Annotated in this window: 24 protein-coding genes; 8 read left to right on the forward strand and 16 right to left on the reverse strand. The window is 54.4% G+C overall.

What is annotated here, in order from left to right:
- Nucleotides 1–52 precede the first annotated feature (52 nt).
- Nucleotides 53–904, forward strand: coding sequence for a methyltransferase domain-containing protein (locus GGR27_RS01065; RefSeq protein ID WP_168035548.1), 852 nt, complete (start codon nt 53–55; stop codon nt 902–904).
- Complete coding sequence (locus GGR27_RS01070; RefSeq protein WP_168035549.1) at nt 901–1,773, forward strand: homogentisate phytyltransferase; 873 nt, start codon at nt 901–903, stop codon at nt 1,771–1,773. The genes GGR27_RS01065 and GGR27_RS01070 overlap by 4 nt, the downstream gene beginning before the upstream one ends.
- Before the next feature lie 172 nt (nt 1,774–1,945).
- On the opposite strand, the gene GGR27_RS01075 is transcribed toward GGR27_RS01070, so the two are convergent.
- Nucleotides 1,946–2,230 (reverse strand): TIGR03643 family protein, encoded by a 285-nt coding sequence (locus tag GGR27_RS01075; protein WP_168035550.1) that lies wholly within the window; start codon nt 2,228–2,230, stop codon nt 1,946–1,948.
- A 100-nt stretch (nt 2,231–2,330) separates the two neighbouring features.
- Nucleotides 2,331–3,257, reverse strand: coding sequence for a DUF58 domain-containing protein (locus GGR27_RS01080; RefSeq protein ID WP_168035551.1), 927 nt, complete (start codon nt 3,255–3,257; stop codon nt 2,331–2,333).
- Between the two features lie 140 nt (nt 3,258–3,397).
- On the opposite strand from GGR27_RS01080, the gene GGR27_RS01085 reads away from it, so the two are divergent.
- Entirely contained in the window at nt 3,398–3,862 is a 465-nt protein-coding gene (locus GGR27_RS01085; protein WP_245184354.1) for a DUF4139 domain-containing protein, read from the forward strand.
- Nucleotides 3,863–3,867: 5 nt separating this feature from the next.
- On the opposite strand, the gene GGR27_RS01090 is transcribed toward GGR27_RS01085, so the two are convergent.
- Nucleotides 3,868–5,205 (reverse strand): N-acetylmuramoyl-L-alanine amidase family protein, encoded by a 1,338-nt coding sequence (locus GGR27_RS01090; protein WP_168035552.1) that lies wholly within the window; start codon nt 5,203–5,205, stop codon nt 3,868–3,870.
- On the opposite strand from GGR27_RS01090, the gene GGR27_RS01095 reads away from it, so the two are divergent.
- Nucleotides 5,187–8,066 (forward strand): putative LPS assembly protein LptD, encoded by a 2,880-nt coding sequence (locus GGR27_RS01095; protein WP_168035553.1) that lies wholly within the window; start codon nt 5,187–5,189, stop codon nt 8,064–8,066. The two genes, GGR27_RS01090 and GGR27_RS01095, sit on opposite strands and share 19 nt — an antisense overlap.
- On the opposite strand, the gene tilS is transcribed toward GGR27_RS01095, so the two are convergent.
- The 5 genes from tilS to GGR27_RS01120 all read right to left on the reverse strand — a co-directional run bounded on the left by tilS (nt 8,063) and on the right by GGR27_RS01120 (nt 15,294).
- Complete coding sequence (tilS, locus tag GGR27_RS01100) at nt 8,063–9,424, reverse strand: tRNA lysidine(34) synthetase TilS (protein WP_168035554.1); 1,362 nt, start codon at nt 9,422–9,424, stop codon at nt 8,063–8,065. The two genes, GGR27_RS01095 and tilS, sit on opposite strands and share 4 nt — an antisense overlap.
- A 40-nt stretch (nt 9,425–9,464) precedes the next feature.
- The gene (gene miaE / locus GGR27_RS01105; protein WP_209037844.1) at nt 9,465–10,070 is read right to left on the reverse strand and encodes a tRNA-(ms[2]io[6]A)-hydroxylase; all 606 of its coding nucleotides are present in this window, start codon (nt 10,068–10,070) and stop codon (nt 9,465–9,467) included.
- Between the two features lie 170 nt (nt 10,071–10,240).
- Complete coding sequence (gene glgP / locus GGR27_RS01110; RefSeq protein ID WP_245184355.1) at nt 10,241–12,769, reverse strand: alpha-glucan family phosphorylase; 2,529 nt, start codon at nt 12,767–12,769, stop codon at nt 10,241–10,243.
- 601 nt (nt 12,770–13,370) lie between these two features.
- A complete protein-coding gene (locus GGR27_RS01115) occupies nt 13,371–14,156 on the reverse strand; it encodes an OmpA/MotB family protein (RefSeq protein WP_168035556.1) in 786 nt (261 codons plus the stop codon).
- A 61-nt stretch (nt 14,157–14,217) separates the two neighbouring features.
- On the reverse strand, nt 14,218–15,294 hold the full coding sequence (locus tag GGR27_RS01120) for a DUF2027 domain-containing protein (RefSeq protein WP_168035557.1): 1,077 nt from the start codon (nt 15,292–15,294) through the stop codon (nt 14,218–14,220).
- Nucleotides 15,295–15,423: 129 nt separating this feature from the next.
- Here GGR27_RS01120 and GGR27_RS01125 point away from each other — a divergent pair, with 129 nt between their 5' ends.
- Complete coding sequence (locus GGR27_RS01125) at nt 15,424–16,107, forward strand: class I SAM-dependent methyltransferase (RefSeq protein WP_168035558.1); 684 nt, start codon at nt 15,424–15,426, stop codon at nt 16,105–16,107.
- Here the strand turns inward: GGR27_RS01125 and dapF are convergent.
- Both dapF and GGR27_RS01135 read right to left on the reverse strand, forming a co-directional pair.
- The gene (gene dapF / locus GGR27_RS01130; RefSeq protein WP_168035559.1) at nt 16,104–16,895 is read right to left on the reverse strand and encodes a diaminopimelate epimerase; all 792 of its coding nucleotides are present in this window, start codon (nt 16,893–16,895) and stop codon (nt 16,104–16,106) included. The genes GGR27_RS01125 and dapF overlap by 4 nt on opposite strands.
- Nucleotides 16,895–17,155 (reverse strand): hypothetical protein, encoded by a 261-nt coding sequence (locus tag GGR27_RS01135; RefSeq protein ID WP_168035560.1) that lies wholly within the window; start codon nt 17,153–17,155, stop codon nt 16,895–16,897. The genes dapF and GGR27_RS01135 overlap by 1 nt, the downstream gene beginning before the upstream one ends.
- A gap of 509 nt (nt 17,156–17,664) precedes the next feature.
- On the opposite strand from GGR27_RS01135, the gene GGR27_RS01140 reads away from it, so the two are divergent.
- Nucleotides 17,665–18,468 (forward strand): Fpg/Nei family DNA glycosylase, encoded by an 804-nt coding sequence (locus GGR27_RS01140; RefSeq protein ID WP_168035561.1) that lies wholly within the window; start codon nt 17,665–17,667, stop codon nt 18,466–18,468.
- Here GGR27_RS01140 and GGR27_RS01145 read toward each other — a convergent pair.
- Both GGR27_RS01145 and GGR27_RS01150 read right to left on the reverse strand, forming a co-directional pair.
- On the reverse strand, nt 18,448–19,344 hold the full coding sequence (locus GGR27_RS01145) for a hypothetical protein (RefSeq protein WP_168035562.1): 897 nt from the start codon (nt 19,342–19,344) through the stop codon (nt 18,448–18,450). The two genes, GGR27_RS01140 and GGR27_RS01145, sit on opposite strands and share 21 nt — an antisense overlap.
- A complete protein-coding gene (locus tag GGR27_RS01150) occupies nt 19,344–19,766 on the reverse strand; it encodes a UPF0158 family protein (RefSeq protein ID WP_168035563.1) in 423 nt (140 codons plus the stop codon). The genes GGR27_RS01145 and GGR27_RS01150 overlap by 1 nt, the downstream gene beginning before the upstream one ends.
- Before the next feature lie 270 nt (nt 19,767–20,036).
- On the opposite strand from GGR27_RS01150, the gene GGR27_RS01155 reads away from it, so the two are divergent.
- Together GGR27_RS01155 and GGR27_RS01160 are read left to right on the forward strand one after the other, a co-directional pair.
- The gene (locus tag GGR27_RS01155) at nt 20,037–21,983 is read left to right on the forward strand and encodes a sodium:solute symporter (RefSeq protein WP_168035564.1); all 1,947 of its coding nucleotides are present in this window, start codon (nt 20,037–20,039) and stop codon (nt 21,981–21,983) included.
- A 141-nt stretch (nt 21,984–22,124) separates the two neighbouring features.
- A complete protein-coding gene (locus GGR27_RS01160; RefSeq protein ID WP_168035565.1) occupies nt 22,125–22,880 on the forward strand; it encodes a PPK2 family polyphosphate kinase in 756 nt (251 codons plus the stop codon).
- Between the two features lie 80 nt (nt 22,881–22,960).
- On the opposite strand, the gene GGR27_RS01165 is transcribed toward GGR27_RS01160, so the two are convergent.
- The 4 genes from GGR27_RS01165 to GGR27_RS01180 form a co-directional block, all read right to left on the reverse strand.
- Nucleotides 22,961–23,548: a PRC-barrel domain-containing protein gene (locus GGR27_RS01165; RefSeq protein WP_168035566.1), complete on the reverse strand. Its 588-nt coding sequence runs from the start codon at nt 23,546–23,548 to the stop codon at nt 22,961–22,963.
- 64 nt (nt 23,549–23,612) lie between these two features.
- A complete protein-coding gene (locus GGR27_RS01170; protein WP_168035567.1) occupies nt 23,613–24,236 on the reverse strand; it encodes a hypothetical protein in 624 nt (207 codons plus the stop codon).
- Nucleotides 24,237–24,325: 89 nt separating this feature from the next.
- A complete protein-coding gene (locus GGR27_RS01175; RefSeq protein WP_168035568.1) occupies nt 24,326–25,093 on the reverse strand; it encodes a YsnF/AvaK domain-containing protein in 768 nt (255 codons plus the stop codon).
- 72 nt (nt 25,094–25,165) lie between these two features.
- Entirely contained in the window at nt 25,166–25,591 is a 426-nt protein-coding gene (locus tag GGR27_RS01180; protein ID WP_168035569.1) for a YsnF/AvaK domain-containing protein, read from the reverse strand.
- Nucleotides 25,592–25,652 lie beyond the last annotated feature (61 nt).

Consider the following 25,652-nt stretch of genomic DNA (forward strand, 5'->3'; position numbering starts at 1 on the left):
TAAGAGGGAGAGGGTCATTTACCCACTGCAAATACCAAACTATCAATACCCAATGAGCCTCAACCAAAAAATAAAAGACTTCTACGACGCCTCCACCCCCCTCTGGCTAAACACCTGGGGTGAGCAAATGCACCACGGCTACTACGGCCCGAACGGAGAGCGGAAGACCGAGCACAAACAGGCCCAGGTCGACATGATCGAAGCTTTGCTGGAGTGGGCGCAAGCACCTGCGTCGGTAGATAGATTTTTGGATGCGGGCTGTGGCGTGGGCGGGAGTAGTCGCTACCTAGCCAAGCGATTTCCGAAGGCGACTGGACTCGGCGTAACCTTAAGTCCCGTGCAGGCGGAGAACGGGATGCGGTACAACCGCGAAGCCGGTGTGGCCGAGCGCTTGGAAATTCGCGCGCAGGACCTTTATACTTTGGACCCCGTCCAGGAGGGGCAGTTCGACATCATCTGGAGCATGGAGTCCGCCGAGCACATGGCGGATAAGCGGGGGTTAATGGATTTGTTCCATAAATTGCTACGGCCGGGCGGTCAACTACTGATGGCCACCTGGTGCCACCGGGAGACACCGCCGGCACTTTCGACGGCGGATCAAAAGGTGCTGCAAAGCATCTGCGATCTCTACCACTTACCACCGATGGTAAGTATTAAGGACATGGGGGGAGCCGCTACGGCGGCTGGCTTCAACAACGTCGCCACCGACGACTGGTCAAAAGCAGTCGAGCCCTTCTGGGGTGCCGTTATCAGTAGCGGATTGGACCCCCGTAATTGGCCGGGACTAATCAAGGCCGGGAAAAGCACCATCAAGGGAGCCTGGGCCATGAAGTACATGAAGGAAGGGTTCCGGACCGGCGCGATTCGGTACGGAATGATCCGCGGCACAAAGCCAGCGCAATGATCACTTTCCTTCGTTTCGGACGGGCACACACGCTGATCGGGACGACCCTGTCGCTACTGACGCTGTACCTGATTGCCAGCCGCGTCACGGGCCAGCACGACTGGTTCGTCTTCGCGGTCAGTCTCTTCGTGTGCCTTGCCGCAAATGTTTACATCACCGGCCTTAATCAGTTGACGGACGTTGAGATAGACCGCATCAACAAACCTTATTTACCGCTGGCGAGTGGCGCTTATTCTATCCGTACCGGACGGTTGATCGTGGGCGCGTGTGGTTTGCTGGCCGTGGTAGGTTGCTTCGTTTACCGTCCATTTCTGCCGCTGACGGTTTTAGCGAGCATCGCCCTGGGAACGGCCTACAGCGCCGAACCGATGCGCCTTAAACGCTACCACTTTTGGGCGGCTTTCTGCATCATAGTCGTGCGCGGTTTGATCATCAACCTGGTGCTTTACCTCCACTTTGCTCATGAGTTGAGTGGCGGCGCGGAGGTATTACCGGCGATAACGGGCGAGGTCTGGCTGCTGACGGCCATTATATTTGTGTTCGGTGTGATCATCGCTTGGTTCAAAGATCTGCCGGATACGGAGGGGGATGAGGCGTTTGGTATTAAAACGTTGACCTTGCTGCGTTCGCCGGAATGGGTTTACCGAACTGGTGCGATATTACTCGCGGGCACTTTACTCGCCGCCAGTATCTATTCTTTAATTATTGGTTGGGTGGGACTGGGGATTAGCCTGATGGTTCTGCTCGTAGGCTTTGCCATCAATACGCAACTACTCAACTTAAAGGAGCAAAAGTCTATCGCCAGATTTTACCAGGGGACGTGGGTTGTATTTTTTGGAATTTACGTGGTGTTCGCGATCTGGGGGTAAGCAAAATCCACTAAAGATCGCGGAGGCGCGGCCGCTGGTGCACAGGAGTTTTGATTGAAGCAGTGTATTTAGCTCCATTCACCAACCAATACAAAAGATCAGCGTGCTGCTGCCTGGAAAACTACCGCTTACCCTGAGTAGTGACTTCAGAAAGGTAGAACCGACTTCAACCTCAATATCTCTTCTTACTTATCTTATTGTAAGTAATCTGCTTCTGCGCCTTACTCTTAAACCGCTCCACCCCAGTCTGCCGCAGAGACCGGTGCTTAGTCGCCCGCCCCTGCACCCGCGCCCGCCAGCGTTTCCAGCTATTTAACTTAAGCTCCCGCTTCATCAGCCTAATGACGTCCGCCTCCGTCAGCCCGAATTGAAACTCAATCGCCGAGAAAGGCGTCCGGTCCTCCCACGCCATCTCGATAACTCGGTCGATCTCCTGATCCGTCAATTCGTGCTCCATACCACTACAACGATTCAAACCGGTATTGTTCAGCCACGGGCAACACTACCGCCTACCAGCCTACTGCCTACTGCCTACCAGCCTACCAGCCTACCGCCTATCACCCCATCCGATTCCGTTTAACCAAATACTGCTGCAAAACCGTCCGAAACCCAGCATTAATATCCGCCTCCACGTAATCCACCCCGTACTGCAAGCACTTCATCCGCAGCCGTTCCTGGTAAGCCGTCACCTGCTCCACGTAGTATTCTTTGACCTGGTTAGGTTGCAATTTCACGCTCTCGCCCGACTCCATATCGATAAATTCGTAAGGACGGTTCTCGAACTCAAAGTCGATTTCTTTCCCTTTGTCCACCGTGTGGAAAAGAATAACTTCGTGTTTAGCGTGTTTCAGGTGCTGTAGCGCGGCAAAGAGATCCTCTTCACGCTCCGTTTCGTCAAACATATCACTGAAGATGACGACCAGGGACCGGCGGTGGATACTATCGGCAATTTGGTGCAGGGCCGTCGCCGTGGCCGTCTTTACTTTCCGCGTGGGGTTTTCGACGAGCTGTTGTAAGTACGTTAGGAGCAGGCGGTAGTGCGTGGTACTGGATTTCGGACGCGTGTGGATGCCAACGGCCTCGTCAAAAAGGCTCAGGCCAAAAGCATCGCGCTGCTTCTTTAATAGGTTCATCAAACTCGCCGCGGCTAGCGCACTGAAACGAAGCTTGTTAACGTGGTTGTCTGACGTTTGGGTAACCTCCGGAAAGTACATAGACGAACTCGTATCGATTACGATTTGGCAGCGTAAGTTCGTCTCTTCCTCGTACCGTTTCGTGTACATCTTATTCGTGCGGGCGAATACTTTCCAGTCGATGTTCTTCATCGGCTCCCCCTGGTTGTAGATCCGGTGCTCAGCAAACTCGACGCTGAAACCGTGAAAAGGGCTCTTGTGCAGGCCGATGATGAAGCCTTCCACCACTTGCTGGGCCAGTAATTCAAAATTGCCGAGGTTACGGACCTGTTCGTTGTCAATCAGTTGCATGGTACTAAGCTTTGGGAGAGCGGCGTGGAACTACGCAAAAAACGTAATTCCTTGGGGTAAGGTAACCAACCGTCGGTTACTTTGTCGCGTTTATCGATTTATAACGCCCGCTACTTAGCGGGGCGTATTAACTTGCTGGCATGATCGGAAAGATGAAACAATGGTTGGGTATCGAAGGCGTAAAATTGGAGCTCAAAGTCCCCCCGGAATTCTCCGCCGACCAGGGCTTAGTAACCGGCACCGTACGCCTGACCAGCAAGAGCCCACAGTCCGTCAGTGCCATCAAGCTGACAATCATCGAGAAGTATACGCGGGGGCGGGACGAAGATATTCGCGTCGACGAGTACCAGCTCGGTTCGGTGGTTCTACGCCAGCCCATCATGGTGCCCGGGGAAGGTGTTCCCGTTAGCGTTGCCTTTAGCCTCGCCTACGAAACCGTTTCGTCTCCCGTAGAAGCGTTCGGAAACAAGAACTTCTTGTTTAAAGGCTTAGCCTGGGTCGCAAAACAGTCGCGCAACGCTTCGTCGGAGTTTCGCATCGAGGCGGAAGCGCAGGTCCAGGGCGTCGGCCTTAATCCGTTCGATAAAACGATTCTCGGCGGTTGATTCGGTTACTTAGCTTTCAGTGCGGCGGTAAGTGCCCGACCAAAGAGTTGCTGCTTCCCGTCGTACGCGACAATCACGCAGGAAATACCACCGGCTTTACACTTGGTGGCCTGGGCCCGTACCTCCCGGCCATTCCGAAAGCCACGAATTTGGTAGCGGTATATTTTTCCGTCAAAATGCTCCGTAACCGGGTAGGCTAGGTTATCCCACTCCGCCGGGAGGCCGATCGGCTTGGTGGTAGCCGCTAACTGCAGACCAATCGTGAGTTCACTCGCAGCCGGACCGGCGGCTACTCTTTTCTTCACTTTATCGGCCTGGGGGGCATCGACGTACGTTAGCACATTATCATCGACCCCGTCGGCTTTCCACTGGTGGTTAGTAACGGGTGCAGCTTGCGGATTAATTATTCGCTTCGCAGTGTGTTCCCTTACGCCACCACCCATTTGCGCGTGGTAAGTGGTGAATGCGTTGAGCAGGGCACCGGCTAGTGCCCGTTGCCCGGTACCGCTGGTGAGGTAGTTTTCTTCGGGGCCGTTGGACATAAAGCCCAGTTCCACCAAAACAGCGGGCATCGTGGTGGCCTTCAGGACGATGAAGCCGGCCTGCTTGACCCCGCGGCTCCGTCGCCCGGCACGGCGAAAAGAATTTTCCACCGCGCCGGCGAACGCAATACTGTGCTCCTGATTCGCACCCTGCTGCGCGCGGTGGAGGATGTGCCCGGCGTCGCTCCGCGGATCGAAATCCGGTAGGGAGCCGTCGGCGGTCTCGAAGCGCATGGCCCCGTTCTCCCGTTTGGCGACTTCCAGATTATAGCCGGCGACGTGGTTACCCATCACGAACGTTTCAGTGCCACTGACGCCGCGGCTATCGGCGATGTTGGCGTGAATGGAGATGAATAGATCTGCTTGCAGATCATTGGCAATTTTGGCTCTAGCCAGTAGTGGCACGAACGTGTCATCCTCCCGCGTAAGCACGACCCTCACGTTGGGGAAATTGGCCCGCACGGCACTACCCAAAAGGCGGGCTACGTTCAGGGCAATATCCTTCTCGTTGCAGTTGCGGCCCTGTCCGCCGGGGTCACGCCCACCGTGGCCGGCATCGATCACGAGCGTCCGGACGCCGTTAGCGGGGCGCGGCGTACTTTTGCCGCACGTATGCCTTAAGGTGGTGTTAAAGGCCTCTTTGGTGGGCGACGCAGCGGGGTTCGTCGCCGTCACTAACGGTGAATACGTAAAGGAGCAGATCAACATTATAAGTGCCAGTAAATCACCCATCAAAGTCAGTAATAATGCCGGGCCGGAGGTGGGCCCGCGTGTGTTGTTTAGTGAGACAAATATATTCATTCGCACCCGATATTTTTGCGGGGCGGGTATTTGTCTACTCCACGTTACTGCTAATCGTGGTATTTGGGGCGCGGACGCCGGTGCAAGGTCAGGTGGAGGAGCGGAGTAAAGTGGCTTCCCCGGTCGACGTTTATAACCCGGATACGATCCCCAATAACTCGGCTATTTATCCCAATTCCTTGGCACCCGCGACCGCGCAAGATTCACTGCCGCCCCCCGCTTATTCTGGCTCCACCCGCGATTTCATCTTGAGCCCGGATAGCCTGACCGCCATCGTAGAGTACGCCGCCGAAGACAGTATGATGGTCGACTTCCTCAGCGAAGAAATTCATTTGTATGGCGACGCAACGGTCAAGTACGAAGCGATCAACCTGAAGGCAAACCACATCGTGCTCAACTACGGCACCAACATCGTTTTCGCCGAGCCGCTCCCGGACAGCGTCGGCCAACCCGCCGGCTTCCCCGAATTCACCGACGAAGAACAGACGCTGACCGCTAAGGAAATGCGTTATAATTTCAAGAGTGGTAAGGGAATTATTTACGGCACGACTTCCGTGCAGGAAGATATTTACATCCGCGGAGCAAAGTCCAAATTCGTCAGCGACGCGGTACAGATCGACGACTCGACGCGCGCCGACGTCATTTACACCGAAGGCGCGGTCTTTTCTACCTGCTCCGCCGAGCACCCTCACTTCGGTATCCACACGAACCGGGCGAAGATCATCCCCGGCAAACTCGCCATCTTCGGGGCGAGTAACCTGGAGATTATGGGCGTGCCGACACCGCTGTGGCTACCCTTCGGTTTTTTTCCCATTAGTAGCGGACGCAGCACGGGTTTACTCTTTCCGTCCGACTATCAGTACAGCCCCCAGTGGGGTTTCGGCCTGCAGGGCATCGGCTGGTTCTTCCCCATCGGCGAGCACGTTAATTTGCAGGCGACGGCGGACTACTACATCAAAGGGACCTACACGGTCAACACGAGCGTGAGTTACCGGCGGCGCTACAAATACAGTGGAAATTTTAACGCTAGTTTCAAAAGTCTGCGCCGGGAGGACCAGGAATTACGGGAACTTTTTGACAAGGGCTTTTCCATCGCCTGGAGCCACCGCCAGGACCAGCGCGCCCACCCAACGTTCAACTTCGGTGGCTCGCTCAACTTCCAGACCAACCTCGTCGATCAGCGCTTCATCAACTCCTACGAGGTGGCTAGCCAGAACGTGATCCGTTCGAGCATGAATATTACCAAGACCTTCCCCAAGCTAAAGTCAACCCTGACGGCGGGCCTCAACCACAGCCAGTCCAACCAGCGGCGGAGCATCACCGTCAACTTCCCCGACGCGGCTTTCCAGACCCAAACGATCTACCCCCTGCGGGACCTTCCCGGCAAGCAATCCGCCTGGTACAAGAAACTGAGCATGCGCTACCGAAGCGCACTGCGCACCGAGTTCACCGCACCGGACTCCACGTTTTTTAGCAACCAAACGCTCGACGACGGACAGTACGGCTTCCGGCACAGTGTAGAATCCGGACTTTCCTTTAATGTGCTGAAGTATTTCAACCTGAGCCCTAACGTCAATTTCAGTGAAGTTTACTATGGGAAATCCAGGAACTACCGGCTAGACGATAAGGTCGTCACTAACGAAATAATTGACCCCGAAACCGGCGAATTGACGATCGATACGACCAGTCTGGGCACCATCATTAACGACCTGAACCCCGGGCTAGCTAGCTTCAGAACTTTCTCGGCGGGGGTATCGGTGAGTACCCAATTTTTTGGTAAAGTTAAATTCAAGCGACGGGGCCTATTCGGTTTACAGGGGCTCCGCCACGTCATGAAACCGAGTATTAACCTCGGTTACAACCCGAACTATCAGAATGCGCGGGACTACATCAGCGACGTGCCGTACTACATTCCTACCAGCGAGATCGACCCCCTTAATGGATCCGACGAGGCTTATCTCTCTCCGTTCGCCAACCAGATCTTCGGTGCCCCGCCGCGACAGGAACAGAGCCTCGGCCTTGGTTACTCAATCGCTAACCTATTCGAAGCTAAAGTCTGGAACAAGAAGGACAGCACCTCGAATAACGTCAAGTTGTTCCAGAACATCGGCGTGCGGGGCTCCTACGATTTCACGAAGACGAGTTTACAGTGGAGCCCGATCACCGTGTCCGGCGGCACCCAGTTTTTTAAGGGTGTTACCCGGGTCAACGTGAACGCGATTTTTGACCCTTACGTAACACGTTACGATCCCGAGTCAAAAAATTTCCGCCGCGTCGACGTGACCAACTTTAGTGAGGGGCGGTTTCCTGTTGGGCTGACGCGGCTGAATTCCACGATTTCTACTAACATCACGGTAGCAAAGATTCGGGAGTTGTTTCAGGGTGCGGAAGAAGAAGTAGTGACCGACTTGGCGGAAGAACGACGCAAGCGGCGGGAGGAAGAAAATACGATCTTCGAGGAAACTGATATCCTCAGCCTTTTCGAGCGCTTCAGCATCCGCCACAATTATAATTTTCGATTCGAGCGGGTATTCGATACGGAGAACCCGACGACTGCGGACCGGGGGCGGCAAGAATTCCGTACGGTAGCTAACTCGATTGAATTGCGGGGCGCCCTGCAGCTGACGAACAACTGGAGCATCAACATCGGGTCGATCGGCTACAGCTTTACCGATAAGCGCATCACGTACCCATACCTAAGTTTTGTGCGCGACCTCCACTGCTGGGAAATGCGGTTCAACTGGGCACCGCAACGAAATACTTATTCATTTTCTATCGCCGTCAAGCCGGGTACGCTAGATTTCATAAACCTGCCAGTAAACCAAAACCGTTACGACGGTGGTCAACTGTTTACGAACTAGACCTGACCGTTCTTCGTCAGTATGATCTTGAGGACGGTTCGATCATCCGGCGTCACTTTGGCGAGTTCCGTGATCATTACACCCGGGATGGCGAGCACAATGTCCGCTTCATCCACCAGCAAGTATAATTGCTCCCGGTCTTCTCTGGGTATTTTCAGGTCCGTCAGTAGATCCTGTACTTTCTTAGATTTCCCACCCATGCCGAGTGGTTGCAGCCGGTCGCCATTTTTGCGCGGCCGCAGGTGCAGGGAGGGTGGGGTAGCACCGGCCGCTGCGTCCGGTAAGATTCTACTGGTGAGGTACTGAATATTTTCTGCGACGAGCGAAGCCGGCCGCTCGGTAAGTTGGATGGTGAACTGCCCCTGCCTGGTTTGGAAGGAAAACGGGAGTCGGGTGATTTCAAGTGACTCCAAAACTGGAGTATTCCCCGGTACTGAGATCACGGTAATCACGCCACCTTTCTTACGAGCGCGGTGGTTTGCCGATTCTAGACTAGAGCCCTCCGCCCCGGCCAGGAGCTGGCGTACTTGCTCGGCCGTAAAGTCGCGGGGGCGTAAATATTCATAAAGGAAAGTTTCGGCGTAATTGCCCTTGAGCAGGTGAGTTAGATCGATCTTGATTCCACCATTGTTCACCACAACGGTAGTGCGGTTGATTGCTGATAGCTGGTCTTCGTAAAGCTGCCGCGCGGTGAGTAGATGATCGCTCGTCGATCTCAGGGCACCGGCCGTGAGCCCCAATTCCCGCAAGAGGGGTGAGAGCTGGTGCCGAACCCGGTTACGTAAGTAGTTATCGCTGGCGTTAGAACTGTCTTCTCGCCACGTAAGACTGTTCGCCCGCGCGTACTCCACAATTTCTCGTCGCTCGTGTGAGAGGAGCGGCCGGCAAACCCCGTGCTGATCTGGCATCATACCCGCAACTCCCCGCAGGCCGGTACCGCGGATGAAGTTGATCATCATCGTTTCCAGTTGGTCATCGAGGTGGTGAGCCGTGATGAGTACGTCGTATTTATACTCATCCAATAATTTATCAAAATAGTTGTAACGAATTCTTCGTGCGACCATCTGCGTGCTTTCGCCACTTTTCCGGTTAGCGCCAACGTCCACCGCGATCCCGTGAAACCCGGCATCCAGCGACCGCGCCATCTTTTCCACGAAACGTGCGTCGCCAGCGGAATCATCCCCCCGCAACTGATAATTGACGTGGGCCACGGCAAACTCGTATTCCTCTGCGTGAAGCAGGTGCGCCAGTACGACGCTGTCGACGCCCCCGCTGACGGCGACCAGCAATCTATCCGAGTGCCGGAACAGCTGGTGCTTATCATTGTACTGGCGAAAGCGGGCGGCGAAGGTTGACACGGTAATTTACTTTTTGGGCTGTATATGCGTAACCGAAAGTTTAGTGCATGCGATCCCCACGGACTTCCATGTTCGCAAGCATGTCTTTTTCGAAGGAAAGCCATTCCGCCCACCGGGCATCGACCAGGTCGCGGTCGAAAAATTTGCGCGCCAGGTCAATGAACAGCACGTAGTGGCCAGCCTCGGCGACCATAAACTTGTGGTAGAATTCGCGCAAGTCCACATCAGCGCAGTACAGACTCAGCAGCCGAAAACGTTCGCAGCTGCGCGCTTCGATCAACGCGCAGAGTAGGAGCTTTTCCAGCAGCGCTTTGTCGCGGCCTTCACTCCTTTTCATGAATTTCATCAACCCGTTGACGTACTCGTCCTTGCGCTGCCGCCCGAGCTTCAGCCCCCTGCGGTCGAGTTCGCGGAGTACCATTCTGAAATGTCCCCATTCTTCCGTCACTACCGGCGATACTTGCGCGACGATCTCGGGATAATCCGAATAGCCCTGTACCAAGGAGATACAGCTAGTTGTCGCTTTCTGCTCGCAGTAAGCGTGGTCCGTAAGGATTTCTTCTAGGTCCATTTCCGCCAGGTTGACCCAGCGGGGGTCGGTGGGGAGTTTTAGGTTTAGCATTTGTACGGTGGCGGGGGTGTCCATGGGGAGGGGGTCTTTGGGGCGGTAAAGATAAAGGTTGAGGACATCCTGCCCGAATGCTCGTGCGGTAGCGCTGCCGCTGTTACGTTCGGGCAGGATGCCCTCAACCTTAAAGACCCGTACGCGAAAGCATACGGGTCTTGGTATTGGTATTGCGAAATTAGCTACGGGAATCAAACCCAGTAAACCAAATTCAAATCCTGCGCGTGCGGCATCATCTCGTGCGTCGGCCGCAAACGGAAGCCATATTCGTAAACGCCGGCCAAATGCGGATCGACGTCGAGCTTATAAGTGACTTCGCCATTGTCGTTCGATTCCCCACCGAACGCCTCGACGCGGTGCAGTTCGACCTTGTTCTCGTCGATCCGGTGGTAGAAACAAGCTTCCAGGGTCACGTCGTCCTTAGATAAGCCGTTCATGCCCAGGGTAATTTGGGCCGTGAAGGATTCACCCACCGGGAGGGCGTGGTTGAAGGTGTCGAAACTGATGTTCTCCTTCACCTCGATTCCTTCCCACTTACCGATGACGGATTCCTTCCAGGCGGCGTATTCTTTGGCCGGTCCGTAACTGGATTTACTCGTGGCCTGCTCGCTAGTACCGAGCGGGAAGTAGAAGCGCTCGTAGTAATCGTCCATCATCCGCTTCATCGTGAAAGTCGGGGCGACCTCGGCGATGATCTGCTTCACGTAGCCCATCCACTCTTTGCTGATTCCGTCGTCACCACGCTTGAAAAACGTTGGGATGATCTCTTCTTCCAGCGTGTGGTAGATCAACTCCGCATCCAGCTCATTTTGCAAGTGCTGGTCCTCGTACGTGCGTTCCAACGGCAACGCCCAGCCGGCATCCGGGCGGTATCCCTCGGCCCACCAGCCGTCGAGGACGGAGAAATTCGGCCGACCGTTTAGTGCAGCTTTCATACCGGACGTGCCGGATGCCTCCAGCGGGCGGGTCGGGGTATTCAGCCAGACGTCGACGCCCTGGGTGAGTAGCTTAGCCATCTCCATGTTGTAGTCTTCCAGGAAAATCACCTTACCGGCAAATTCGGGCTTCTTACTCACGTGGACGATGTGGCGGATCAGATCCTGACCACCCTGATCGGCCGGGTGCGCCTTACCGGCGAAGAGGAAAATAACGGGCTGGTCGTGGCGATTGACGAGTTCCGCCAGGCGGGCTTCATCCTGGAAAAGTAGCGTAGCGCGCTTGTAGGTGGCGAAGCGACGGGCGAAACCAAACACTAAAGCGTTATTGTCGATTTTGCTCAGGATGTCGAAAGTAACCCGCGGGCTTTCTCCCCGACGTTGCATGTCCACCTGTAGCTTTTCGCGCACGTAATCCAACAGGCGCACCTTGAGCGTGTGCTGCGCGTCGAAGAGCTTTTTGTCGTCCACCTTGTGGATCTTACGCCAGATGTCCTTGTTAGACTGATCGGCAATCCAGTCCTTACCGAACTGCTCGCTGTAAATCTCGTGCAGGTCGTGGGCGATCCAGGTAGGGTAGTGGACGGAGTTGGTGACGTAGCCAATGTGAACTTCCTCGGCGGTATAGCCGGGGTAGAGTTCGGTAAACATCTCCTGGCTTACCTCACCGTGTAGTTTCGATACGCCATTGACGCGCTGGCTCAGTGCAATACTGAGTTTGGACATGTTGAAGTCCTCACTGGAATCCGTCGGGTTGGTACGGCCCAGGGCGATGAACGCTTCCCAGCTAATTCCTAAATCATCGGCGTAGCTGTATAAATAGTTACGCATCAAATACTCGGGGAAGTGGTCATGGCCGGCGGGGACGGGTGTGTGCGTGGTGTATAAACTGCTGGCACGGATCGCTTCTTTAGCTTCTCCGAAGGTTAGGCCACCGTCCACGAAATTCTTCAGCCGTTCCAAACTCAGGAAACCCGCGTGGCCTTCGTTGAGGTGGTAAACTTCCGGTTGCAGGTCCATAGCCTGAATCGCACGGACGCCACCGATGCCCAGCAGGATTTCCTGCTTGAGGCGGTGCTCGTTGTCCCCACCGTAGAGCATGTGCGTGAGGGCACGATCTTCCTGGTTGTTGTCTTCGTGGTCCGTATCGAGAAGGTAAAGGTTGATTCTACCGACGGGCAGTTTCCAAATTTTAGCCTGCACGATGCGGCCCATAATCGGTACGGATACCTTTAACCAGTTACCGTCGGCACCGCGTACGGGTTCGATGGGCAGTTGGGTGAACTTCTGGGCGGGGTACAGGTGAATCTGATCGCCGTTCATACTCAGCCCCTGGTTGAAGTAGCCGTAGCGATACAGCAAACCGACACCAAACAGCTCGACGTTGCTGTCGGATGCTTCCTTGAGGTAATCGCCAGCGAGTACGCCAAGGCCTCCGCTGTAAAGTTTGAGGCTGATGTGTAGCCCGTACTCCATGCTGAAGTAAGCCAGCTTCGGTCCTTTTTTCTTGGGGACGGCCAGGTAGGTCTCGAAATCTTTCTTAACGACCTTGATCCGCTTTAGGTAATTCTTGTCTCCTTCGAGTTCCACTAACCGGGCGGGGTCGACGGTCTCCAGCAGGGCGACGGGGTTGTAGTTGAGTTTAACGAATAGCGCTGAGTCAATATCCTGAAAGAGCCGCTGAGCGTGGTCGTTCCACGACCACCAGATGTTGTGGCTGAGGACTTGTAGGAAGGATAATTTTTTCGGAAGCTGATTTTGAATATAAATACGCTTCAGTTTCATTTCATTACTTGTTTGCGTGAGCATGCGGAAAATGGTGTTTTGGGTGAGCGCAATCTGGCAATCTCGCCGTCGGCAGCGCCGGTAACCGTGTGTTTGTGTGGGTGTTTAAGAACTTATAATAGTAGCCCTCCGCCCCGCCGTGGCGTAAAACATTATGGTGCGAAACTGCGAACCGGGACGTGCTGGGAAGGTGAAAGTCCGAGGTTGTTTTATTGAAGTTAAGAGCATGTTGGGACTTTAGCTACGCTGCTCCTGCGGGGTGGGCTCCTGGTCGGTTTTAGCTACGCTGCTACTGCGTGGTGAGGCATTTTTTTGGTGGGTGAGGCAGTAACCACGAAGTAGCACCGAAGGTAAACCGGAGTTTAGCCGCCCCGATAGCTATCGGGGAATGAGGATTTTGCTCTTCAGTAGTCTGGGTAAAGGGTCCTAGACTACTGACTAACCAGCGCAAAAGTGGCCAAAACAAGGCCGGAAGGCAAATTCTTAACATGCTCTACGCGATCATCACCGCGAAATAGTACCTAACAATGCTAACCCGAGAAGCCCCCGGATGTTGACATCCGGGGGCTTCTGAAGGGGCTGAGCACCAATGAACAGTGGCTTATCCATTAACACCTTGCTTCTTGGCGAGGTCGAAAAACTCGTTGAGGTTTGGCGTGATCACGATTTCGGTCCGGCGGTTACGGGCCCGCCCCTGGGGGGTAGCATTATCGCCGCGTGGCTCGAACTCCGCGCGGCCGGCGGCGGAAAGGCGGGAAGGGTCGACCTGAAACTGATCGACGAGTTGCCGCACGACGGCGGTGGCACGCTGGGTGCTGAGGTCCCAGTTATCGGCAATCCCGGAAGCACGGACGGGGACGTTGTCCGTGTGGCCTTCGACGATGATGTCCAGATCGCGGTGGTCGTTAAGGACCAGTCCAACTTTTTCCAGCACGCGCGTGGCTTCGGAATTTACCCGCGCCGAGCCCGAGGCAAACAACAGGTTGTCGCTGATGCTAACGTGGACTTTTCCGCCCCGGACCTCCACCTGGACGTCATCGTCATTGATGTTGTCGAGGGAGCGCTTAAGGTTCATGACTAAAGACATATTAAGGCTGTCCTTACGCGCGATCGAGCGATTCAGTTCGGTGATGTAACTCGTCTGGCCGCTGATGCTTTGCAGGCTTTCCCGGATGCTGGTGGCACCTTCTTTACTGATCACGGAAAGGTCTTCCATGCGGGCAAGGAGGTCGCCGTTCGTGCGTTGTACACTTTCGAGTTGGGTGGTGAGCATCTCGCGTTGCTGTTCGCTGCCCTGGAGTTTAATCTCGAGCTCGCTGACTTCGGCTTGGTTACAGCCGGTAAATAACAACGCGGCCGTGGCTACGCAAAAAGATAAATATTTCATATAGGTATCGGTAAGAGTGTAATTAAAACGCTGTTCCATTCAAGAAGGAGCATCCGGTTGCTTAGTCAAAGATAATCTCCGTCGCGCCGAAGCCGTATTTGTGGTGGTATTCATTTTTAAAGTCACGGATAAACTTCGTGTGGTGCAGTCGGCTGTGGATCGCCCGCTTGAGCACGCCGTTGCCTACGCCGTGAATCACGATGATGCTGTCCACACCGACTTTCAGGGCGCGCTCCAGGTAAGCATCGAACGTTTTCAGTTGAAGTTGTAGGACTTGGTGTTTGGGTACGGACGTGGGGTCGTCCACCAGGTTGTCCAGGTGGAGGTCGAGGACTTCGTCAAAGTCTAGCTGCTCCTGAATATCCGTGCGGTCGATCTTCTGGGCGGCGGGCGGCTTGGGTTTTTTTGCGATCGCGGCCTGGGTCATCGCCTTCAGAGATTGCGTTTTCGGGGGCGCGGTCGCGGGTGCCGTGTTGCGGGCGGATACATCCGGGAACACCGGATAAAGGTGTGATTCGCGGAACAACTCGGGCACGTCTACGTATTTGCCGAAAAATTGGCTGGGTTTGATGCTCAGTTTCTGGAAATGCCGCGGGCCCGTGCCCCCGGTCAGTACGGCCCGGACGTCGAGTTCGACGGTTAGTTTCTCATTTAGCCAGCGGTATTCAACTGCTTCCAGCCGCTTTTTGCCGTTGGCTTCGATGAGTCCCGATTTGGTCCAGCGCCGGCTGCTTCCGGTCATGGTCTTTACTTCGTAAATAATCTTTTTGTCCGTGCTGTTGATCAGGTACACTTCGTAAGCAACGGGCTCCGCTTCGTTGTTGAGTTGGGGGTCGAAGGCAAGTTGAACGCCGTTGTTCTCGTGGAGCGTAGCTTTCGAGACGGTATTGGATTTTTTGGCTTTTACTGGCGGCGGCGGTGGCGGGCTTGCTGGCTTAGCTGGCCTGGTGGCTGTTGCCGTCAGGGGTGCGTCGTTTGACGGCATGTTTTCCGGCTCCAGGGCTTCGGCCGGGATGGGAATGTGACCGAGCCCACTGTCCAGTTTCACGTGGATAATGTTGCCCGGCAGGATGCTGGTTACGGTCCCGACGTTCTCCGTCCGTTTCATGCGTACTCGCTGGTCGAGGGTAAATTTCATGTTAATTTGGTTGTAGCGTCCCGAAAAGTAAGTCGGCAAGGTAGCCACCGGGCGGTCAAGTGATTGACAATCTCCCCCGCGAATTTTCCGCAGGCCCGAATTTGATTTCCGCCCTACCTTCGCCCGCCAATGAAAATCCTGAAGAAGTACGCAGCCCTGCGCTGGAAGGTTGCCCAGTACCTGGAGGGAAAATGGTGGCGGCGCTACCTGCAATCAAAAGCCCCCGCCGATTACCTCGCGGAAAAGCGGACCTACTGGGAACGCGTGCTCGACGACTTAGATTGGGTCACGGTACCGAATAGAACCGTGCTGGATGCCGGATGCGGCCCGGCGGGCATCTTTACCTACGTGCGGCACACTGAGCGGGTCACCGCGCTCGACCCCCTGCTCGACAATTACGAAAAGCACCTAGCCATTTTTTCGCGGGGCGCGTACCCCGACGTTCGCTTCCACCGACAAAAGCTCGAAGAAGCTTGCGTACCGGGTGGGCCCTTTGGGGCAATTTATTGCTTCAATGCGATCAACCACGTTGCCGACTGGCACGCGGCCCTGGATCGGTTGACCGAGTACGCTACCACCGGCACCCGCATGATCCTGACGAGCGACGTGCATCGCCACGGCTGGTTGCTCCCGATTTTTAAGGCGCTACCGGGCGACGCGCTGCATCCCCAGCAGCACGACGCCAGCGCCTACCGCCGGGCACTCACGGTCCGGGGTTGGCGGATTGATTGGGAGGAGGTACTCCGACGGGAACTAATTTTTAACTACACCGCCTGGGTACTGACGTACGTACCGAATCCGGCGGACGACTAAATTTCGCCCTTAAACACGTAGGTAGCCGGTCCCTCAAGCCACAAGTCGGCGTACCCACGTTCCGTTTTCTTTCCACGCACCGCCAACTCGCCACCTTTCGCAACGACCGCGTACCGAAAAGACTCATCCGGGCCAACGCCGTCGAGTTCCGCAGCGCTGATCGCGGCTGCCGTGACGCCCGTCCCGCACGCGAGCGTTTCGTCCTCGACGCCCCGTTCGTAGGTGGATATTCGCAGAATATTTGACTCGCGCAGCACGAAGTTTACGTTGATGCCCTCGACCGCGTAAGCTGGCGAATTACGTATGGCCCGACCTTGTTGCACGACATCAACGGTTGCGGGGTCGCGGCCGAATTGTACGTAGTGGGGTGAGCCAGTATCCATGACGAAGGCACCTTCGTCGTTGATTGACCAATCCTTCACGTCCGTCATACCCAGTGACACCCAACCATTCTTCAGCAACTTCGCCCGGTGGGGGCCGTCCACCGCGAGAAAATTATAACATTCCCGCTCGATACCTAAATTCGCGGCAAAGCGCACGATACAGCGCCCACCGTTGCCGCACATGGAACTGGGCGCGCCGTCGGCGTTGTAATAAATCATTTCGAAATCGTACTCTGGGTGGCTCCGTAAAAACATCATCCCGTCGCCACCGATTCCGAAGTGACGGTCGCAGAAGTGAGCGATTCGCCGTTGGTCGAAGGCTTCGTGGAGGGTGTTGGCCCGGTCGTCGATGATGATGAAGTCGTTGCCGGCACCCTCGTATTTGTAAAATTCGTGGGTGGCCATCAGTCCTTGGTTACGGTAAGGGTGTCCGCTTTTCCGGGCGGGGCGAACTTAGCTTTTTCGCTCTCACTCTGCAGCGGGTCGTCGAAGCCGATCGGTACGTCGAGCGCGTAAGTACGGTAGACGAGCACGCCGACGAAAAAGAGAATCACGCCGAGACCGATCAGGGAAACCTTCCAGCCAAAGATATTACCGATGTAGTCTCCGTCGAACGGATCGCGGGGTTCGCCGGTGCTGGTTAGCTTGGGGGGTGGGGTAGACATGGGGTAAGCATTGTTTGGTTGGCGAAAGTACGACCAGCGCTTTGGTGCAGTATCGGTAGCTTGACAACACGCCCCTTCGACCGGGCGTTGACTTCCATCTCTAACTAAGCAATAGCGCTACTTACTCGCCTTAACCGCTGAGCACCGCAGGAAGGATTTAGAGTGGGTTTTATCACACGAAACACGGAAGAAGCAAGAGGCACAAAATAAAACTCGGAGTGAGCGGCACTTGGCCTTGGTCTTCCGTAGTACCTGCGTCGAAATTATTGTGCGTGCAATCAGTTGTCTGCGTGCTGATTGCAAATAATTCAGCGGGTACCACCTAATCCAACGCTCTTAAGCTAATCGAGCCTGCATTACCAAAGATCCTCGCACCCGCGACCGCGCATAAATTCCTAGCTGAATGTGTCCGTCTCGGCGAATAGTACGAGTCCGGTGGTTAACGGCAAGTCTAATTAACATAATCGAGCTTCCGGCGTTGCAGGGCTAAACCACTAAAACCAGCCCGCATGCCCGAATTACCGGAAGTACACAATTTCAAGAAATACTTCGACGCGGCCGCGACAGGCCAAAAGATCGCCGAGCTCGTGGTTCACGATGATAAAATTATTCGAAACATGCCGGGCCCGGCTTTCGCCGACGCCTGCCGCGGCCGCACCATCATCGATAGCCTCCGCCGGGGGAAATACCTATTCGCGAACCTCGATAACGGGGAGGCCATTCTGTTGCACTTCGGCATGACCGGCGACCTGAATCTGTACCAACAGCCCGAGGATAAGGGACGCTTTGAGCGCTTCGCTTTTCACTTTACGGACGGTAACGTGCTCGGCTTCGAAGACCCGCGTAAGTTCGCCCGGGTGCTTTACTTGAAAGACCGGGATGCTTACATTGCGGAGGTCAAACTCGGCCCCGACGCGCTTGATTTGCGGCAAGATTACTTTTTTGAGAAGCTCGCGGGTCGCAAAACCACCCTGAAGGGAATCCTGCTCAACCAGTCCGTCGTGGCGGGCCTCGGAAATTTGTACGTCGACGAGATTTGCTACCGTTGCAACATTCACCCGGCGGCAAGGGTAAACGAGATGAGTGACGACGCAAAAAAGGCGGTCTACGATCAGATCATGGCCGTCATGCGCTACGCTACGGAAAACGCGCCTTACTACCACGACTACCCGGAGAACTGGTTTTGGCACACCTGGCGGAAGGAAGGCCAGCCCGACCCGGTGACGGGCGGGGAAGTCAAGATCGTAAAGGTGGCGGGGCGAACGACTTACTACGTGGAGGGTAAACAGACTTTACCAAGCGCTACGGACTAATTGCTGATAAGCTGTACGCCGCGGCCGGAAACTATTGAAGTATTCCGCAACCCCCGGTAGGTCGGACCCTTCAAAATCGAGTAATTTGCCGGGGCCAGCCTGGTTTTTGATGAGTCCGTCCAGAAGCCTCGACATACCCACGCGATCGTAACCGAGATCCGTCGAAGAACCGAAAGAGTTGATGAACCGCCCCCGGTAATGAGGGAAAAAGCCACAGGCTAGTAATTGGCCGTCGTCGTCCTCGAATCCCGTAATGATTGACATTTCTCTTGCGCTACATGCCCTGGCTAAATTCCGCATAATTTCGTAGTGCTTCTTACTTAGCCCTGCTTTTTCACCCGCCGAAGCCGCGTACACGCTAATTACCTCTTCCACCGTCACCGGAACCATGACCCCACCCGGGTGACGCCGCAAATTGCGCCGCAAAGATTTACTGAATTTTCGGCTAAGTGAAGCGTGGCCCGGTGCCATATCCAGTACGAAGTTGGTCCGCTCCCGCGCCGTAAAACCGGGTACGGGGCCCATTATCCGCGAAGCCTCCCGTAAGGGAATAGCAACCTTAATGGCTGTTTTTGGAATAGATGAGAGAAAGAGCGCGAGTTCCGTATCCGTTGAGTCACCCCACGGTCCACACTGCTGCGTAAAGGCAGGGCTGCTAACTTGAGATAGCGGACCGATCTTTCTCGTGTAGGGTAGGGGCATGACCGCGCGGTAGTCATCCAGGACCAACCCATCCCACCGCTCGTTAGTAACAACATCGAGCCACCAGGTAAATCCGTAGGGTAGTCGCGCGTCGTCGGACGCCACGGTGGCATCCCAGCGGGCCCGGTCGATGTTTCGGTGCTTGACGAAATGTACGAGTGGCTTCTTTGACATTACCGTTCCGCGGTGAGTGCCGCATTCACGTACTTACTGTATTCCACCTGCCGGAAGGCGCGCCACTTATCGTAATTCTTGGGAAACTTGGTGAGTTCGGCCTTGAAGGTCGTAAACGGCCGGGGGCGTTTCAGGGCGTACGTCAGTGCTTGCCACAACTCCTGGCTACGGACGCGGTCGGTAAAGCGACGCATGATGTCGATGGCCGCGGCGGCCTCCATGCGTTCGATGTGTACGTATGCGTCGGGATCTTGTGACACGTCCTGCATCAGGGCTTCGAAGACTTCCGGGTCGGCGCGGACGTTGCGCTCGGGGTCGTCGGCAATTAGCATACGGCCGTGCTCGCGGTGCACGTAAACCTCCATGCCGCGGCGGATGGCGGTCGCGGCTTCGTTCAGGTCCGCGTCATTAAGCTGAATCATAACTAGGGGAATTAGGGTCGGGGCCGAGGCCTGGGTTTCGATCAGTGGAATAATTAGCTAACCTCGGGTAATCGGGGCGGCAAAGATGGGGTAGTTTTCTACAACCGCCAACAAAGGCGCCCCGGTAATTGTGCGGCTGACCGCACTTTGCCGGCTAGTTATTTCCCGTCGCCCGCCGGTTGGCCGCGACCAAAAAAAGGCGGAGACTAGTCTACCCAAGGAGAATGTGTTGTATAATTGGCCCCTGGTAAAATAAAGCGCTAAAAGTATATGGATTCATTTGCACTATCGACGGTTGACCTCGTCGTGATGGTCGTCTACGCCGTTCTCATCATCGGCTACGGCCTGTACAGCGCCAAAGCGCAGACTTCGGAAGAATACTTCTTGGCCGGGCGCAACATGACTTGGCCCATCGTTGGTATTTCGCTGTTTGCGGCCAACATCTCCAGCTCGACCCTCGTCGGACTTGCCGGGGATGCCTACAAGACGAACACCCAGGTTTTTAATTACGAGTGGCTGGCTTCGGTCGTGCTCGTATTCTTCGCGATCTTTTTTCTGCCGTTCTACCTGAAAAGCCGCGTTTACACGATGCCGGAGTTTCTGGAACGGCGCTACGACGTGCGGTCCAGGTATTATTTTAGTTTCATTACGATAGTGGGTAACGTTTTGATCGACACCGCGGCGGGGCTTTTTGTGGGTACGGTTATCCTTAAATTGCTGTTTCCTAGCCTGTCGACCTTTGCAATCGTGGCCATTCTCGCCATTGCGGCGGCGGCCTACACCGTGCCGGGCGGCCTTAACTCAGTCATCCAGACGGAGGTAATCCAGGCCATTTTGCTGGTGATTGGTAGTTGCTTCATCACGTACTATACCTTCGATAGCATCGGTGGCTGGGACGAAATGATCGCGGGCCTCAACGAAATGGGTGCCAACGGGACGCTGCCGAACCCGAACGATATCCGGGAGGTGCTCGTAGGGCCGGGAAGCTCGCTGGCAAGCTTCGTGCCGGCGGATTATGACCTGACCACGGTACCGCAGCGTACCATCGACGGGATTACGTACGGCGTTTACCCCGCTGACGTCCTTGAAGGTGCTAACTTAAGTACCGTGCCGTTCGCCGACCGGATCTACGACGACGGTATCTACCAGCCGACGACCGCCGATGAAGTGCTTAGTTTGGTGCGCCCAACGGGCGATACCTGGCGGGAGTTCTTCCTCGGGTCCGGTGGTGACGGGTTCATGCCCTGGACGGGCTTGCTGTTCGGTGCGCCGATTCTCGGGTTCTATTTCTGGGCCAATAATCAGTTTATGGTGCAGCGCGTGCTCGGTGCTAAGGACATAAACCACGGCCGCTGGGGTGCGCTCTTTGCTGGTTTGCTCAAGCTACCGGTGCTGTTCATCATGGTGCTTCCCGGTACGGCCGCCATCGTTTATTTGCAGCAGCAAAGTCTGCTGCCCGATGGGTTCAACTTCTCCGAAATGGGCTACAAGTTTCCCAACGGTGACCTCTGCGAGAACCTTAAGGATTGCCCCAACGCAACTTACCCCATGCTGATGTTCAAGATGCTGCCCACGGGTGTGCTCGGGCTGGTGCTGGCGGGGCTGATGGCGGCGATGATGTCTTCCGTCTCGGCTACCTTCAACTCGGCCTCGACGCTGATTACGATGGACTTTGCGGCCAAACTGTATCCCAACCTCACCAGTAAGCAACTGGTGCGTACGGGCCAGGTATCTACCTTAGTGTTGGTGGTATTGGCGTGCCTCTGGGCACCACAAATCGAGAAATTCGATTCGCTCTTCGAATACCTGCAAATCGTACTTAGTTTCATTGCCCCACCGGTGGCGGCGGCGTTCATCCTCGGTCTGTTCTGGAAGCGAGCCAACGGCACCGGTGCCTTCGTCAGTTTGATGGTGGGGGCGGCACTAACCATTATGTTCATTTTCGTGATCAACAGCGAAGGCGACTCCTGGCTAAAGGAAATGCACTTTTTGCACCGTACTTTCTACCTTTTCGTGCTGTGCATGATCATCAACGCGGTCGTCAGTTTAGCTACCGACCCACCCGCCGCAGCGCAGATCGACAACTACACTTGGAGCAGCAAACTTATTGCGGAGGAAACGGAAGAACTGAGCGTCTTACCGTGGTACCAAAATTACCGCTACCAAGCCGTCATGCTGTTAATTATAACCTTCATCCTGGTCGGTTATTTCTGGTAATAATTATGCGCCCCGGTAACTATCGGGGCGGATGCGAAGCATTCTAGGAAGTGCAAAATTGCTTAGCACGGCGCCAAATTGCCCTTGCTCCTGCGTCCTAACTCGCTGCACCCGCGACCGCGCCCACTAAAAACAACCTCTGTGTCAAAAATCGACTTAAATACTATATCTACTCGCCCACCTGATGGCCTGGACAAAAAATCCGCCCGCAAGGAAAGTGCTAATCGCGCAGAGCAAATTGCGGATCTTCACCAACAGCTAGTGGCCGAGGGTAAGCACAGTGTGCTCATTATTCTCCAGGGCATGGACGCTAGTGGAAAAGACGGAGCACTCCGCAAAGTCTTTGGTGCCTGCAATCCCTTCGGCCTCCGCGCAGTCGGTTGGAAGAAGCCTACCGAACAGGAGTTTGACCATGATTTCCTTTGGCGCATTCACGAGCAAGCACCCGCGAAAGGGGAAATGGTGATCTTCAATCGAAGTCACTACGAAGACGTACTCATCCAGCGCGTCCACGGCTGGGTTAGCGAAGAAAGAGTTGACCGTAGAATCGAGTCAATCAACGCGTTCGAAAAGCTGCTGGCGTACGATAACAATACGCTCATACTAAAATTCTACCTCCACCTCAGTAAGGAGCAACAGGAAGAAGAATTGCGGGAGCGGCTCAATGAGCAGGAGAAGCACTACAAGCACAACGACGGTGACTGGGAAGAGCGGGAACACTGGGACGCGTACCGAAAGGCGTACAACGACGTCATCAACCGCAGTGAAATCCCCTGGCACGTCATTCCCGTCGATTCCCGCTGGTACCGAGATTACCTGATGACGGATGTCGTTCTTGATGCCCTTAAAAATCTCGATATGCAGTGGCCCGCACTCAACACCGAGCGCAAGTGGTAAATCGACAATAAATCACCGTACTGAATACAAAAAGCCCCACCAACGTAAGTCGGTGGGGCTTCATAATTATTGTCAGTCGATTACCGGCTGAATTTTCCGGTGTAGAACTTGGAAGAATAGAAAGTATCGTCAAAAGTGTCACGTTGCTTGGTGCGACCTTCTTTGATGAAACCACCAAACTTATCGTCACGGTATTCGTGGAAACCGTTAAGGTACTCGGCCGTGTCGAGCTCGTAATTGGTCGTGTAGCCGTTCTTACGTTCGTAGCGGGGATAGTCGACCATATTGTCAAGACCAAGGCCGTGAATCGTCACGGTTTTGTCGTCATTGATTTGAACGAGACCGATTGGGACCAGCACGTGCTTATCATCTTCGGTGTACCGTCCGGCGGTGTGGCGGTTGATGATGTCCTCTTCCACTTCGACCTCGGCGTAGCGGACGAGTTTGCTGGGTAAATCGGCCAACAGACCTTCTACTTCGCCAATCTTCTCGCCACTGGCGAGGCGGACGTCGAACTCACGAATGTCGACGTCATCGTGGTGGACTTTGTAGTCCGCCAAGTTATCGACGAATTTGAGGTTCTTGTTGCGTGTCTGCACCACGGGTTCCGTTGACTTTACGGTCTTAGGATTCATATCCGGGGTGTCGTTAGTTACTATTGTACTCATTGTATTTTATTTTTTGTGATCGGGTTGAATAATAAAGAAGGACGGGGTGTAATCCCCGCAATTCTTAATTCAGTTTAGACAACACATTGCGGGCGGCACCAAAAAAGGTGCGGACGTCTTCTTTCTGGTTAAGCGTTAGCGTCTTTCCGTTAATCGCCATCGCTTCATTGCGAAGCATATCGATATCGGCACCCGCAACACCTTCGTAAGCATCAGTATCGATACGACCTAACGATTCCGTGATGTTCATCGCGGCTTCTCTGATCATGTCGGCATGATTCGTAGCCATTGGATCTTTGGTGATTTCATTTGCGAGCTCACGGGCACGGCCGGTATTGTCCGTCAAGTCGACGTTGCGGCCATCGGCAATTGCGTCCGTAGCGTCGGCAAGGAGCGTTAATGCGTTGTGACTGAATTCGTGGTCGAGGCCCATTTCTCCCGTCATGTCGTTAGTGTAGTCCATGTAGGCAACGATTGCATTACGGTATGCATAATCGACATCGTCGATTCCGGCGGCTACTTCTTCGGTTGGTACGTACTCTTCCTCGGTAGTCACTACGTCGTCGATGTCGTCATCGTCGCCAAATAATTCCAGGGCGCCCCAAATGAGGAGTGCTAGTAACAATAATCCTAAGATCCAGGGTAAAATGCTCGAACTTTCTTTCTCTTCTATTCTAATGTTAGCCATAATTCTTTGTTGAGTTTTTGGTTTGGTGGTCTAAAAAAAGGAGGATGAATAATTGATATTCATCCTCCCGGTTATCTATCGGTAGTTATTTACCGCTTCTTGTTGAGGTCATCGTGTTTCTTCACGACGTTACCAGCAACTTTGTCGATGTCTACCTCCGTTTTGCGAACTGTATCGTTGATCTCTTCGGTACGAGTATTAACTTTCTTACCGACTTCGATCTCCTCAACGACGCGTGCATTCTTTCCGACTACTGCCTGCTCGGCGGTTTCCGTTACGGAGATGTTCCCCGTGGTTGCCTTAAGGTCGGCGGCGGTTGCTTCGCGATCGACCGGCGTGCGCTTCACGTATACTTCCTCCTGGCGGAGACGTAATGTCTCGTGGACGGGCTTTTCTACGATGCGGCTACGGACGGTTACACCACCCGTAGTTACTTCACGCTTACCGACTGCGATGTTCTCTTCGATAACCTTAATGGTCTCATCGTTCAACTTCGCCTTACCTGCGGTTGCTTTGTAAGCAGTGGCGCGGCCGTCAAAATCGATGGCTCCGTGCTGATCAAGAATAGCGGCTGCCTTCTTGGCGTGCTCCATCGTTTTCGTATGTACCGTAACTACGGTACCACGGCTAGCGACGTCTGCGTATTGGTGTGCGGTCTTGTCGTCGGTACCGAAAAGGTCTGCGAAAAAACCACTTACACCAGACTCGTGGTTGGAGTAGTCTTTGTTAGCGTAACCTTTCTCTCCGTAAGTAGAGAAGTCAATGTCTCCGGCGGTAATACCGGCGGTCATTAGTGCTTCTTTGGCTGAGGTGGCTTGGGCGTTGGTGTCAAATACACCTATTACTGTCTGTGTCATAATCTATGTGGGTTGGTTAAATAAAAAGGGTTAAATAAGTAGTACGAAAGCAATAGCTGTCGGCTACATAAATCAAATATTTTTGTTTGTGTTAGTTGGTTTGTCACGATTGATGGTAACCACGTCTTTGCGGAGTTCAATCTCCTTGGTGACGTTCTCAGTGGATGTTTCCTTAATAAGGTAAATCTCTTCCACGAGGCGCAAACGTTTTACCATAATTACTTCTTCCTGAATAACCGGAATAATAGTAATGTTACCTTCGTACCGTATTTCGGGCCGTTCGTCAACCAATCGATCAACGGGGTGTGTTTCTTGGCGGTACGTTGTACTTGATAACTCAACGGCTTCTGAATGAAGTGTGGTTGAAGGACTGACGGACACGTTTACCTGGCCCGTTACCGTTTCCACTTTATCAATAGTAAGACGCTCTTCAATTACGGGTACGACAATGTTAGTCGTCGTATTTAATTGATCGCGTTGGTCAGTAGGGTTTGTCATCGTTTATTTAAGCGTAAGACCTTAACGTTTTGTTCGACGGTGGCTACAATTCCTGACGTGT

The sequence above is a fragment of the Neolewinella antarctica genome, from assembly GCF_011927835.1.
Classification (GTDB): domain Bacteria; phylum Bacteroidota; class Bacteroidia; order Chitinophagales; family Saprospiraceae; genus Neolewinella; species Neolewinella antarctica.